Here is a 13,803-nt window from a genome sequence, read left to right on the forward strand (position 1 = left end):
TCCCTACTGATTATTTACGAACTTTGATGGAGAACAGACCTTCAGGGCGCATCATCAAAATGATAACCAGTGCCAGCAAGGTAAATACTTTCGCCATCGAGCCGCTGATGAAGAATTCCAAGATGGATTGCGCTTGCGCGATAGTAAATGCTGATGCGATTGTGCCGAACAAGCTGGCAGCACCACCAAATACAACAACCATGAAGGTATCAACGATATATAAAGAACCAGAGGTCGGACCTGTCGAAGCAATTGTCGTAAAGGCTGCACCAGCGATACCCGCAATACCGCAACCTAATGCAAATGTCAGACGATCCACTTGTTTGGTATTAATACCAACCGCGCCACTCATTACTCGGTTTTGGGTGGTTGCACGAACATTCAAGCCCCAAGTTGAGCGGTACATCAATAAGAACACAGCAACAGTGACTAATGTTGTCAGACCCAATACAAACATACCGTTAATAGGAATGAAGATTGATTCTGTTGGTGTCCAAGAACCCATCAGCCAATCCGGTAATGTTGGGCTCACTTCACGTGCGCCGAAGATTGAACGGAATGCCTGCTGCATAATCAAACTCAGACCCCATGTCGCTAACAGCGTGTCCAAAGGACGTTTGTAAAGGTGCCTGATGAGTACAAATTCTGTGAGATAACCAAATAACCCCGCCACAAAGAATGAGGCCACAATGGCTATTAAGAAGTAGTAATTCATTAACTCTGGGAAATACGTTTGAGTCACTACTGAGAGCAAGTATGTCGTATAGGCGCCCATCGCCATAAATTCACCGTGGGCCATGTTAATCACGCCCATTTGTCCAAATATAATCGCCAATCCCAGCGCCATTAGCAGTAACACGCTGAAAAGACTGATCCCGGCAAAGCCCTGCATGGCTAAAATTGAGGTCAATTCCTGTATTGAATACTCACCCATAACGGATACTCCGTAGTTTTCTGTTAATCAAAGGGTTGTTTTGTTGGGGACTGGCTTTCACAAGTTGGGCTGGCCGAAGCCAGCCCGTTTTACTGTGAAACTTACAGTTAAGGCCTATTGGTAACCTTCTGGGAATGGATTTGGTTCGATTAAATCCGATTCATAAACAACGGTTGCCTGACCATCTTTGTTCCACTGACCGATGCGGGTTTTACTCCACAAGTGGTGGTTAGGATGCAGTTTGACGTAGCCTTCTGGCGCAGTATCAAGCTCGATTTCGCCAGTACGTGATACTTCAACCACTTTATCGATATCGAAGCTACCAGCTTTCTCAACCGCAGCTTTCCACAACCATGGGCCAAGGTAAGCAGCTTGTGTTACGTCACCGATAACACTGTCATCGCCGTGCATTTCTTTAAATGCTTTTACGAATTCAGCATTGTTTGGGTTATCCAAGCTTTGGAAGTACTTCATTACTGAGTAGAAACCTTCCAGGTTTTCACCACCGATACCTAAGACTTCGTCTTCAGTAACAGACAGTGTTAACAGTGTTTGCTTGTCAGATGTAATACCTGCAGCATTCAACTGCTTGAACCAAGCAACGTTACTACCGCCCACAACCGCAGCGAAGATAACGTCAGGTTTTCTCAGACGGATTTTGTTGATAACAGAACCAAATTGCGTATCACCTAATGGTTTGTACTCTTCACCTACAACTTTACCGCCCAGTACTTTTTCGATATGGATACGTGCGATTTTCATTGAGGTACGAGGCCAGATGTAATCTGAACCAATCAGATAAAACGTTTTAGCGTCTTTTTCTTTAGCAACCCAATCCAGACCTGCCAAGATTTGTTGTGTCGCTTCTTGACCTGTGTAGATTACGTTTTTAGATTGTTCCAAACCTTCATAGAACGTTGGGTAGTACAGCAGACCATTTTCTTTTTCGAAAACAGGCAACGCTGCTTTACGTGACGCTGAAGTCCAGCAACCAAATACTGCTGCAACGTTGTCATTTACCAACAATTTACGAGATTTTTCAGCGAATGTTGGCCAGTCACTAGCACCATCTTCCTGAATGATTTCGATTTGACGACCAAGAATACCGCCACTCTCGTTGATCTGTTTAATGGCTAACTTTTCAGCTTCTTGAGCACCTGTTTCACTGATAGCCATGGTGCCTGTCAGTGAGTGCAAAATACCAACTGTTACTGTGTCATCAGTAACCGCCAAGCCTGTTGTGTTGACGTCAGCAGTCGGATAATCCGCTGCTACTGCGCTGGTAGTAATGAAGCCAGCAGCTACCATTGCACTTAACAGTGCGCCGGTTTTTCCCAAGAACTTTCTTCGACTAAAGTAACTCATCGTTTATCTCCTGATTGTCAAAAAATGTCGAACAGCGTTGTTCATTTCGTTAACGGGTGATCAATGTCCGATCATCCAAGGTCTTGCGGTTTTCTTGGTCTGCATTTGCAAACCATTAGGGTTAGATTTGGCAGCCTGACTACCGCTGTCCGACTTGCAGGTATGTGTTCCTGAACACCCACAACTAGAACGTCTTACTTTTCTCGGTTCATGTGCAGATTTTTCATTTCGCTCATTAGCAACCCGAGTGTTGCGATCCATCAGTGCCAGATAAGGAGCCGAAATAATCCGGCTTGCCATCTCGCCACATTCAGGACAACTCACCGATTCACTGGCTTCACTCATTTTGCGTAATGCGGAAAACTCACCACATTCAGAACAACGGTAGTCATAAATTGGCATAACCAAACCCCTTGCTTAGGAAGTTGAACTCAAGTCACTGCCCGGGGTGACAAACTCAATTGGGCCATCAACAGAAGGATTGATGTCAAAGTCAAAGATCTCTGTCGGGATCCATAACGTGGCACAAGCATTCGGGATATCAACCACACCACTGATATGACCTTGAACCGGCGCTGTACCTAAAATCGACAAGGCTTGTTCACCCGTGTAACCGAATTTCTTCAGATACTCGATGGCGTTCAAACACGCTTGGCGATAAGCAACATGAACATCCAGATAGTGCTGCTTGCCTTGTTCGTCGACAGAGATACCTTCAAACATTAAGAAGTCACCGTAAGTCGGTACCAGTGGGCTGTTTTTGAACAATGGGTTCTTGATGCCGTACTTCTTAACACCGTCTTTGATCAGGCTAACTTTGATATCTAAATAACCTGCCATTTCGATGGCACCACAGAATGTGATTTCACCATCACCTTGTGAGAAGTGAAGGTCACCCATTGATAGGCCACCGTCTTTCACATAAACAGGGAAGTAGATTTTCGAACCTTTGGTCAGATCTTTAATGTCACAGTTACCGCCATGCTCACGTGGTGGCACAGTACGCGCACCTTCTTGAGCAGCTTTCACTGCTTCATCACCTTTCAAACGGCCCATAACAGCAGCTTGTTGTTCAGGTGGTAATGCCAGTGGTGGCACACGATCAGGTTCAGTTGCAATCAGCTCAGCTTCACGCTTATTCCACTCTTCCAACATTTCGCGTGATGGCAAACAACCAATCAGACCTGGATGCATAATGCCGGCGAATTTCACGTTAGGAACATGACGTGATGAGGTGTAAATACCATGGAAATCCCAGATTGATTTACGTGCTTCTGGGAAGTGGTCAGTTAAGAAACCACCGCCATTCTCTTTAGCAAAGAACGCATTGAAACCCCATTGTTGGTCTTCAAACGTACCAACATCGAGAATCTCAACGACCATCAAATCGCCTGGTTCTGCACCTTCAACCCCGATTGGGCCACTGAGGTAATGCACCTGCAGCAAGTCAACGTCACGAATATCATCCGCACTGTCGTTGTTATCAATCTGGCCACCGGTCCAGTCCATACACTCAACACGGAACTCATCACCGGGTTTGACCATAGCGATCATGGGCAAATCTGGATGCCAGCGATTATGGATCTGGCCATCCTGCTCCCATGGTTTCTTGTCAAAATCGAGTTTTACCAACGTTTTCATCTCTATCTCCTACTTTGGAAAACAAATTTGCCTAGAAATGCGATTAGAATTGCAGCTGCATTGAAACAACGAATTGGTCTTGATCAGCTAAACCTTCTCTTTCCAAGTCGCGATACACAGCTGTAACAGATGCGTTATAGCCATCCATGAAGTAGTTCAAACCAAAGTCAGTACGTTCGGTTTCACCAGCGTCAGAATCAAAGCTTTGGTAGCGAACGAATGGCATGAATTGTCCCCAACCAATTTTTTCTTTGAAGATAAAACCAGTACTTACGTAGTACGCATCACCTTGTTCTGAAAGGAAGACATCATCAGTGTCGTAGTCAAAGTAGGCAGCCTCAAGAGACACCGCACCAGCAGCGACTTTTTTCTCAACTAATAAGTCAACAGTCCATTGAGAGTAGTCACCAACATCTGTTGCAGAAGCAGCGCCATCACCTTTATGACGACCCGCAACACCAATGGTGAAGATATCTTTGGTACCTAAGTAATTACCTGTGCCGTAATAACCTGGCTCTTTATCCCAGAAGCTGTATTGCAAGCGTCCGGCATACATCAGGTCATCATCTTGATCTGGGTTGTTATCGACATCAGCAATACCGCTGAACTCGAAAATTTTGTCGGCTTCGAAAGCACCGAAAGAGTACGCAAGACGTTGGTCAAAAGCAGTTGCAACTAATGCCACACCGTCATCACGACCGATAGTGCCGCCATTCCAACCATAACGTGCAGTAATATTTGCCCAGTAGCCATCACCTGATGTGTAATAAGGACCTGCCATGTTGGCACGGCTACTTGGTGACAAGAAACGACCAGCCCATAAAGCCATATCAGGTGTGAATTGGAAAATACCAACAGCATCGATAACTTGGAAAGTATCGTTACCACCCGACTTTTCTGAGTTAAACATCCCTTTGATGTATTTGTTCAGAGAACCTGAGAGGTATAAACGTGCACTATCCAATTCGAAGTCGTTACTATTGCCACCATCATTTGCAGCGTCTTCTAAATTGCTATAGCTAGCACGCATACCAAAACCGACGCTTACATACTGATCTTCACCAAATGTAATCGTACCGGCCGCATGCGATGCCGTTGCAGGCATCAAGGTAGCAGTAGAGGCCAAGGCGACCAAACTAGCGATCTTGTTCAATTTTTTCATTTTCTTCTCCTGAAAGACTCACTTGATAAGAGTGTTGTTGAATTCGCCTCGGTGCTCTTCAACTAAACAGTCGAGAGCCATACTAGTCAGGAGGGGGTTGAGCTTAAATACGTCAAATTGCGTACATGACTGCGTAGTCGTTTCGGTTAATCTGTCAGCACTGAATTAATACAAGAACTTAAGGAGTAGTCATGAAACCTTGCGTCAACTACGTATCAGGCACATTGCTATTAAGTAGCCTGCTTTTATTAACAGGCTGTGGTGCAGAGTTCAGTTATAAACGCGGCGCCCAAGCCCCAGACTTTCAAAATGAGAAACAGCGCTGTGAAACTTCAACGTCTACTGAAACTGAACTTGATCAATGTTTAGAAGAAAAAGGTTGGTTAGTCGTTAGTCCAGATAAACCATTTCTGCCATTAAGTCGTGGTGAGTCGAAAACAATTGCCGTTGCTGGCGATGTCATGGAGGAAATAGAAGAATCTAAACCCGTTGATCCACTAGAGCCACTCGAAGTGAACTCATGGTGGCGTTTAGGCGCTGGCCCAGAGCAGTTAATGACAGATAGTGAAAACTGCGTAGCTGAGCTCGGTGAAGAACACTCACCAAAAGCGAATATGAGTCTTGTAACGAGAGGATTAATTGCCTGTATGCAAAAAGAAGGTTGGGCAGTGTTACTTAAGTAACTTTCAGATAACAAAAAGCCCGTAAGGCTATTTAGCTTTACGGGCTTTTTGTTATTCAATTTGGTCGGGACAGAAGGATTTGAACCTTCGCCCCCTTGCACCCCATGCAAGTGCTTTACCCTTACTTTTCAATAACTTAAACAATTTTACGCGGAAAAGAAGCAATACTTATGTACTTGTTTTGCCTAGTTTTTATATTTTGTTTCCGCGTACTTTCTGCAACTAATCCTGAACGATACGCTCAATTTCATGACCACTTTCGCCCAAACTCACCATCAAAAGAAGGTATCACTTTGAAGTTACATTCCGAGATAGTTAGTCTGAATGTATTGTTTAGTTAGGGAGCTTTTTTCTCTGAGGATCTATCTTGTAACCTTCAGGTAAAGGCTTGAATATGTCACCAGTCTCGGGCCATCTTTTGGCACGGCTTTGGAAAGCTCTCAATTGGTCTATATCTAACGTCACGGCCACACAGTAGTCATTATCACCACCTTTTAACCTTGCTAGATCGCGCCTAAAAGATTCTCGAGCAGGTGATCGAACTCGACTGTCTCCATATTCGCGATTATTTACAAGAACAGAATACGCATGTATGTCAAGCGCAGATGATTCTACGAGAGATGAGAAGGTATCCAAGTCTCGATTCCAGGCAAGGACCATAAGTGCATCGACATTACCTTGGAATTTGAGACGTGATTTTGCGTTTTGTATTTCAGAACAAATCATGACTCCAAAATGAAAATCATTGTGCATATAGACAGGCTTGAATGGTTTTGGGTAGCCAGCCAGTTTAGGGTTCTGCCAGACCTTCCCATACTTCGAGAATAATTCTTTGTCCTCACCAACAGCAGGCTCCCACTTTGGCTGCCATATTCGAACGGAAGACGGAAAACCTAGACGATTATCACTGAGTACCAAATATGCTTCACTAAGTAGTTTATTGTCAGGAAAATGTCGATACTCGGTTCCTGCGATCAAGCTGATACCTAGTTTAGTCAGCCTGTTACCTATGCTATCTACCCACTCAAGGGGCACGGAGAGTTCAGGAAATATCACATAGTCAGGTTTTGGATTTAGTCCTATAGCTTGATTTACAACAGAGGAAATACGTCGGTATCGTTCTAAACTTGCGGCTCTCTTGCCCGAAGCCATTAACGACCAGTCTTTATCACTGGTTTTTATATTGGTCAAAACAACTACAACCTTGTTTTTTTTCTCTGTACCAATACTCAGCTTTCGTTTGATATTACTCGTGGCACGTTCCTTCTCATCCTGCTGGGCCGCAAGTAATGTCGGTTTAATCCATACACCTCTAACCGCTCTTACGTATTTTGCCCATAGTACAGCCGGATCGTTTTTTGGATCGTCTGCCTCAGTTCTGTTTTTATATAAACCAACACACTCTGGAACCAGCTCTGCAATCTCAGCCGGGTGATAAGGTCTAGTTGGAAATAAATAAGGCAAATAGTTTTCACCCTTTGTGTCACCATCCTTGAGTTTTAACAGACGCTTTTGTCTGCTCTTGTTGATAAATTCTTTCAAATCATCAGTATTCAATAACTGTGTATCTGAAAAAGCATTCATTATCTTTCTATCATCTTTTAACTTTCGTGATTTAATCAAAAGCTTCGATACTGCGTCAGTATTCAAAATCCTTTTGTATGGCTCTTTTGACAAGTCACATCTGGCTACCAATACTGCCTTCTCGTAGAACTGCTCGCTTGTTAAGCCCGCCAGAGGACTCTCCCCAAAAGGGCCGAGCTCGTCAAACACATAATCAATGAATAACTCTGCAAGCCTTCTTTTTCTTGTTGGACTAAATAAACTTGTTGGATTGTAGTGTTTGAGTGTGGCATCAATAAAGCACCATGTGAGAGTCTGTCTCAGGCGCATCCATAACTTTGCACCCGAAGTCGTCTCCTGACCATTTATAAAAATTAGTTCTCCTTTAGTTACTTCTTCGGACAACTCATCAAGGGCATCAAACGCCTTTAGTACAATTTTTTCTGCCTCTGCCCATTCATCAAGACTGACTGCAAAACCCAGCAACCTAGGCAAGTAGTTGTAATGCTGGAAAAGCCTGTCTGGACGAAGGATATGATCATGAGCAAATTGATAAAACTCTGAACGCTGTGTTTTCCACTCGTTTGACGGTAGATCTCTAGCGAGCGACTCTACATGTCTTAACTGCAACGCCCAACCAAGTCTTTTGATTGTAAGACCGTCGGCTTTCCTTAAGGTATCTGCTTGTTCACTAACTTCACCTGCAGCCGATAGTACTCTAGCAGCTGTAGAATCATCGATGTGATCAGGAGAGGGCATTAAACGGTGCTCACTCGACAACTCATAAATTTCTTTTTCGATACTATCAAGCAGATCTTTCCCACCCTGCCCCTGAAGTATGAACAACTTTTGTTTTCCAGCTTGAAGCGTTATCTCAGATTCAGCTTGAACATCTGTACCTTGGTCAATTTGCCAGACATCATCTGTCTTTGATGACGATAAATCAGTGAGATAGAGGTATTTCTTACCAATACGCTCTTGAATAAACCGCATCAAATCGAACGCATTCTCGATTGTTCCAGGATCACGGAGTACGAGGAACATGTCATCCACATATCGTCCATAATGGACAGGGGTAAGCTTTTCTTTTATCAGCCTATCCCAGGTGTGAAGAACTACATTTGAAATAACTCTTGAAACTGTTAGACCAATTACAAGGCCTGCAGGAACTTCACTTTTAGAAATATTTGCCTGCTTTGTAAACTTGCCGGCCTCCTTAGACCATAGCTGAAGAAAATCTGCTAGCTGTTTTGTGAATGATTTTTCTGCTTCGTTGAGAGAGAGTCCTAGGGACTTTTGAAGGCCCTTCGAAGCAATAGCTGCGGGGTCTATGAAGTGATAGTAAGTTTTCAAGTCCAGAGAAGCAGCAATAACATTATGTTCTTCATCCAGCTCATTACGAATTGCTTTTAACCCATCAGCACGCCATTTTTGATAAGGCTGATAATAAGGCAGGAATGAACCAACTGCAGTTATGTGAAAAGGTCGCTGTTTATTTTGAGCAATTTCTTCATCATTTCTGACTCGTCGTAGCCTAGCACCGTAACAACTATCATCAAGCTTGGCATCAAATTTATGCCCGATCGTATTTATCCAAAGAGCGGAGATGATATAAGTATCAACAGGAAAGTCGCCTATCACTCGAAACTCTGGGATAAGCTGATTATTTTTTTTCAGACTCTCAAAGGCTCTCTCGGGACTTGAGAAATGAATATGCCCGTTTGAAGCATTATTTTTTGGCTTAAAGCCAAGTTTTTTTGGCGACAGTCTGAAATCACCCAAAAAGGCAGCATCTGAAGAAAAACCGCTATTTTCTCTTAGAGATGCAAGCAAGTTATTCAAGTTTTCAAGCAGGTTTTCCTCATACTCAGCGAACTTAATTGCGGATGGGAAAGTATTCTCAAAAAAGCAATCAGCCTTCGCCTTTCGGTAAGCAACGATTAAGTCTTCAACTGAAAGCTGTTCCCATCCATTGAACTCTGCCGTATAGGTCATGCCAGTTCCTTCTGTATTTTTAGTTTTAGTAGTTACACGCGTTCGTTCAGTCTTACTTTTTACATATTCCAAAAATCTAGCTTTAACTGAAAATCAAGATTTGTTTATTTTAGTAAGCTTCGTTTGAACTAGCCGGCGATCCATAAAGCTTTTCATGCTAATAGTGAACTTTATCACACGAAGCAAACCTCTTGGGACACGTCCACATACGTGATAATGTTCGAGTCCTAAGACTCCCTATAAGAGTGACTTTATCAACACAATGCTTTGGCTAAGATTGCAATGACAATACTTAGGTGCTGATCAATCATGGATGAATCAAAATCTCACAAAACATTACATCAAATGGCCGAAAAATTTCGAGTCCCAGATAAGAGTTTCCCCAGCATTTACTTACCGTCAACTCATGTTGTATTCAAACTATTGGGTCTGCCGCATAACCTACCTTTGATGCTTGAAACAATTGAAAACCAGTACGACCTTGAATCGAATCTGACTAGGAGCATCAAAAATAAAATGGTGACAACGGGTGTTTCGATGAAGCATCGAGACAGTTATTACAATCTTGTGAAACAAGTTATACCCGATGATTTTTTATTCCATGAGTGTGAACTAACAGAAGTATTGAATAGAAGTAATACTGTCGGAAGTAATGCGGGAGCATGGCTAAATATAATCGAAGGTTTCTGTCACTCAAAGGGCAGATTTCATGATTTAGACAAACCAGTGATTGATTTTATAAAAACTCGAGCACACATAGACCTAGTATTTCTAGAAACATCTAAGAATCGTCAAATTAGTAGTGAAGACTTTATAACTCAAACCAGATGGGTCTGTGAGTTCATAAGATCAAATATGAATGTACCAAAAGAAACAATTGACAGATATCTGCATTCAGTTTCAAAAATACAATCACCCGGAGATTACTCAAGCTTCGAGCATGAGGATGTATTAAATATTCTTCGGTTCAAAATAAGTTGTGAGATAGATTTTTTCTTGGCTGCTACGGCCATCTATGACTCATCAATCGATAGAACTTTTCCTGAGTTAAATCTAAGTCAAAACTATCAGAAAATCCTACTCAAATATGCTAAGGAAGATGATATAAGAACCATAACCGAGTCCATACTGTGTGTTATGAAAGACTATTATGAACCTTCTTTGTCATGGAGCGGCCTTGCAAGCTACCTGAGTTGTGCAGAACCTAAGACTACCCTCAACAAATGGAGAAAAGGTAAAGAAGTTCCAAGCAAATACCAATTCTCTAGGTTAATAGAGAATTTAAATTTGGATTCTGATCTTGAAAGGTTTGTAATCTACCAATATTTCAAGGCATCAGTTATGTTCGATAGACTCATAGAAAAATGGCTAAAGTTGACTGAAAAAATTTCACTCGAATTTAAACCACAAAACATCATCATTGATGATAACGACAGGATAGAGTTAATCAAGTGCATCTTCCTACATGTGGAGAACTATTACGACTCATTTGAAATAGAAAACCACCAGCCAGAGTGACTGGTGGTTCCAATCTATTGATTAGTCATCATTGAATAAGTAATCATCATTATTTGGGTTATGTCCATCAGCCCAATCATCTAGATCTTTATCATTATTTGGATTGTTAACATCTGACCACAGATCGTTCTCTTCCTTTGACATCGACATAATTTTCTCCTTGATTTCAATTTAACAAAATCTCTGCTTATGCAGGATCTATGTGATTTATCGATATAAATCACAGGAGAAATTATGTTGAAATTCTCTTTTCGATAGGAGGGGGGAAAATGTTCCAATGAATTTGGGATATTGAAGGAGTTTATTTCTAGAACTTTATCAATTAGTAAGAAATTGACAACCAAACACCGGTTGTTTCCGCGTTTGTTTCCGCGTAACGCAAAAACTGTGTGCTTAAAATTTCGTAACTTATTGACTTAAATGGTCGGGACAGTAGGATTTGAACCTACGACCCCTTGCACCCCATGCAAGTGCGCTACCAGGCTGCGCCATGCCCCGACGTAATCTTTTAAAGCAAATGATGTGCTTTGGGAAAGTGCGGCATCTTATCAGATGCCGCATTTAATCTACTAGCTTTTAGTGCTTAGACAGACGCTGCCATGTGCTAACAACCGTATCAGGGTTTAACGAGATACTGGTAATACCACGGTCAAGCAACCATTCTGCAAAATCTGGATGATCTGATGGACCTTGACCACAGATACCGACATATTTGCCAGCGTCACGGCAAGCTGTAATCGCCATATCCAACATCGCTAATACAGCTGGGTTACGTTCATCAAATGTACGCGCAACCAAAGCTGAGTCACGATCCAAGCCTAAAGTCAGCTGGGTCATATCATTTGAACCAATTGAGAAACCATCGAAGTATTCGAGGAACTCTTTGGCCAGTACAGCGTTAGATGGCAATTCACACATCATGATTAAACGCAGGCCATTTTTGCCACGCTCTAAACCATTTTCTTTCAGAATCTTAACAACTGATTCCGCTTCATCTGTTGTGCGAACGAATGGAATCATCAATTCAACGTTGGTTAAGCCCATTTCGTCACGAACACGTTTCATTGCTTCAACTTCAAGTTTGAAGCACTCTGCGAAATCGTCAGAGCTATAACGTGATGCACCACGGAAACCAATCATTGGGTTTTCTTCATGTGGTTCGAACAGCGGACCACCAATCAGGTTAGCGTACTCATTCGATTTAAAGTCAGACATACGAACGATAACGGTTTCTGGGTAGAACGCTGCTGCGATTGTAGATACACCTTCAGCGATACGGCTAATGTAGAACTCAACAGGATCACCATAAGCAGTGGTACGCTCTTTGATGGCTTGTTTAACTTCACCTTCCATTTCGTCAGCATTCATCAGTGCTTTCGGGTGAATACCAATCATGTTGTTGATGATGAATTCTAAACGCGCCAGACCAACACCTTTATGCGGCAATTGTGCAAAACTAAATGCGCGATCAGGGTTACCCACGTTCATCATGATCTTCACTGGCAGTTCAGGCATGTTGTCGAGTTCTTCGACTTTATGCTCAAACTTCAACATACCGGCATAGATATTACCTTCATCACCTTGGGCACAAGAAACCGTTACGTTTGTACCCTCTTTAACTTTCTCAGTTGCATCACCACAACCAACAACCGCTGGAATACCTAATTCACGAGCGATGATAGCTGCGTGACAAGTACGGCCACCACGGTTGGTGATGATGGCTGATGCACGCTTCATGATTGGCTCCCAGTCTGGGTCAGTCATATCTGTTAACAGTACATCACCGGCTTCAAATTTTTCCATTTGCTCAAGGCTATTCAGCAAACGAACTTTACCTTGACCAATTTTGCTACCGATAGCACGACCGACAGCCAGTAACTCACCTTTCTCTTGCAAAGAGAAAGACTCACGTACGTTTTTCTTAGTACGGCTTTGAACCGTTTCTGGACGCGCTTGAACGATATAGATACGACCATCATTACCGTCTTTAGCCCACTCTACGTCCATTGGACGTTGGTAATGTTTCTCGATGGTAACAACCATTTCAGACAGGCTTTGAACTTCTTCATCAGTCATACAGAAGTGCAGACGCAAATCTTCTTCGACATCGATTGTTTTAACTGGGTTTGATGATTCACCTGAGTAAACCATCTTAATAGCTTTTTGACCGACTGTACGACGTAAAACAGCTGGACGACCTTCGGCTAGCGTTTGTTTGTGTACGTAAAATTCGTCAGGGTTAACAGCACCTTGAACAACCATTTCACCAAGACCGTAGCTTCCCGTTACGAATACAACATCACGGAAACCACTTTCGGTGTCTAATGAGAAAGCAACACCGGCACAAGCGATATCAGAGCGAACCATTTTCTGGACACCAGCTGATAAAGCAACTTCACTGTGATCAAAACCTTGGTGATCACGGTAAGCGATAGCACGGTCGTTGAACAGTGAGGCAAACACTTCACGGATTTGCTTTTTGATGTTGTCTAAGCCAGAAACGTTCAAAAATGTTTCTTGCTGACCAGCGAAAGACGCATCAGGTAAATCTTCTGCTGTTGCTGATGAACGAACAGCATAGGTTGTTTCTGAGCCGTATTCTTTTTCCAGACCTGCGTAGGCTTCATCAATGGCTTTTTCCATTGCTTCTGGATAAGGAATTGTCATAATCCAGTCACGGATTTCTTGACCTACTTTTTGCAGTTGAACAACGTCATCTACGTCTAAATCACGCAGGCGATCATTGATTTTGTTTTGCAGGCCATCATGAGCCAAAAACTCTCTGTAAGCATCAGCGGTTGTTGCAAAACCACCAGGGACAGAAACACCTAATGGCGCTAAGTTTTGCAGCATTTCGCCTAAAGAAGCGTTTTTACCACCAACTCGGCCGACATCCTCCATGCATAACTGATCAAGAGAAACAACATATTCGGTCATGACTA

The 13,803-nt window shown here is 42.7% G+C and carries 10 protein-coding genes and 1 tRNA gene; 2 read left to right on the forward strand and 9 right to left on the reverse strand.

The features are described 5' to 3' along the window. Positions 1-10: 10 nt before the first annotated feature. The 5 genes from urtB to OMP94_RS04120 all read right to left on the reverse strand — a co-directional run bounded on the left by urtB (position 11) and on the right by OMP94_RS04120 (position 5,102). Positions 11-934 (reverse strand): urea ABC transporter permease subunit UrtB, encoded by a 924-nt coding sequence (gene urtB / locus OMP94_RS04100; protein ID WP_266276302.1) that lies wholly within the window; start codon positions 932-934, stop codon positions 11-13. A gap of 114 nt (positions 935-1,048) precedes the next feature. Then, a complete protein-coding gene (gene urtA / locus OMP94_RS04105; protein WP_266276304.1) occupies positions 1,049-2,299 on the reverse strand; it encodes an urea ABC transporter substrate-binding protein in 1,251 nt (416 codons plus the stop codon). 60 nt (positions 2,300-2,359) lie between these two features. Beyond that, the gene (locus OMP94_RS04110) at positions 2,360-2,701 is read right to left on the reverse strand and encodes an FmdB family zinc ribbon protein (protein WP_266276306.1); all 342 of its coding nucleotides are present in this window, start codon (positions 2,699-2,701) and stop codon (positions 2,360-2,362) included. Between the two features lie 15 nt (positions 2,702-2,716). Next, complete coding sequence (gene fmdA / locus OMP94_RS04115) at positions 2,717-3,940, reverse strand: formamidase (RefSeq protein ID WP_266276308.1); 1,224 nt, start codon at positions 3,938-3,940, stop codon at positions 2,717-2,719. A 43-nt stretch (positions 3,941-3,983) separates the two neighbouring features. Next, positions 3,984-5,102: a porin gene (locus tag OMP94_RS04120; RefSeq protein WP_266276312.1), complete on the reverse strand. Its 1,119-nt coding sequence runs from the start codon at positions 5,100-5,102 to the stop codon at positions 3,984-3,986. A 191-nt stretch (positions 5,103-5,293) separates the two neighbouring features. Here OMP94_RS04120 and OMP94_RS04125 point away from each other — a divergent pair, with 191 nt between their 5' ends. After that, positions 5,294-5,785 (forward strand): hypothetical protein, encoded by a 492-nt coding sequence (locus OMP94_RS04125; RefSeq protein ID WP_266276315.1) that lies wholly within the window; start codon positions 5,294-5,296, stop codon positions 5,783-5,785. 333 nt (positions 5,786-6,118) lie between these two features. Here OMP94_RS04125 and OMP94_RS04130 read toward each other — a convergent pair whose 3' ends face one another. Next, on the reverse strand, positions 6,119-9,343 hold the full coding sequence (locus OMP94_RS04130) for a hypothetical protein (RefSeq protein ID WP_266276317.1): 3,225 nt from the start codon (positions 9,341-9,343) through the stop codon (positions 6,119-6,121). A gap of 309 nt (positions 9,344-9,652) precedes the next feature. Here OMP94_RS04130 and OMP94_RS04135 point away from each other — a divergent pair, with 309 nt between their 5' ends. Next, a complete protein-coding gene (locus OMP94_RS04135; protein ID WP_266276319.1) occupies positions 9,653-10,861 on the forward strand; it encodes a hypothetical protein in 1,209 nt (402 codons plus the stop codon). 21 nt (positions 10,862-10,882) lie between these two features. Here the strand turns inward: OMP94_RS04135 and OMP94_RS04140 are convergent, their stop codons facing one another. The 3 genes from OMP94_RS04140 to ppsA all read right to left on the reverse strand — a co-directional run bounded on the left by OMP94_RS04140 (position 10,883) and on the right by ppsA (position 13,798). Beyond that, on the reverse strand, positions 10,883-11,011 hold the full coding sequence (locus OMP94_RS04140) for a hypothetical protein (protein ID WP_266276324.1): 129 nt from the start codon (positions 11,009-11,011) through the stop codon (positions 10,883-10,885). A 271-nt stretch (positions 11,012-11,282) separates the two neighbouring features. After that, positions 11,283-11,359: transfer RNA gene (locus OMP94_RS04145), tRNA-Pro, on the reverse strand. Positions 11,360-11,437: 78 nt separating this feature from the next. Then, positions 11,438-13,798, reverse strand: a complete 2,361-nt coding sequence (gene ppsA / locus OMP94_RS04150) for a phosphoenolpyruvate synthase (protein WP_266276326.1) — start codon at positions 13,796-13,798, stop codon at positions 11,438-11,440. Positions 13,799-13,803 lie beyond the last annotated feature (5 nt).

This window comes from Methylophaga sp. OBS3 (assembly GCF_026319325.1).
Taxonomy (GTDB): Bacteria; Pseudomonadota; Gammaproteobacteria; order Nitrosococcales; family Methylophagaceae; genus Methylophaga.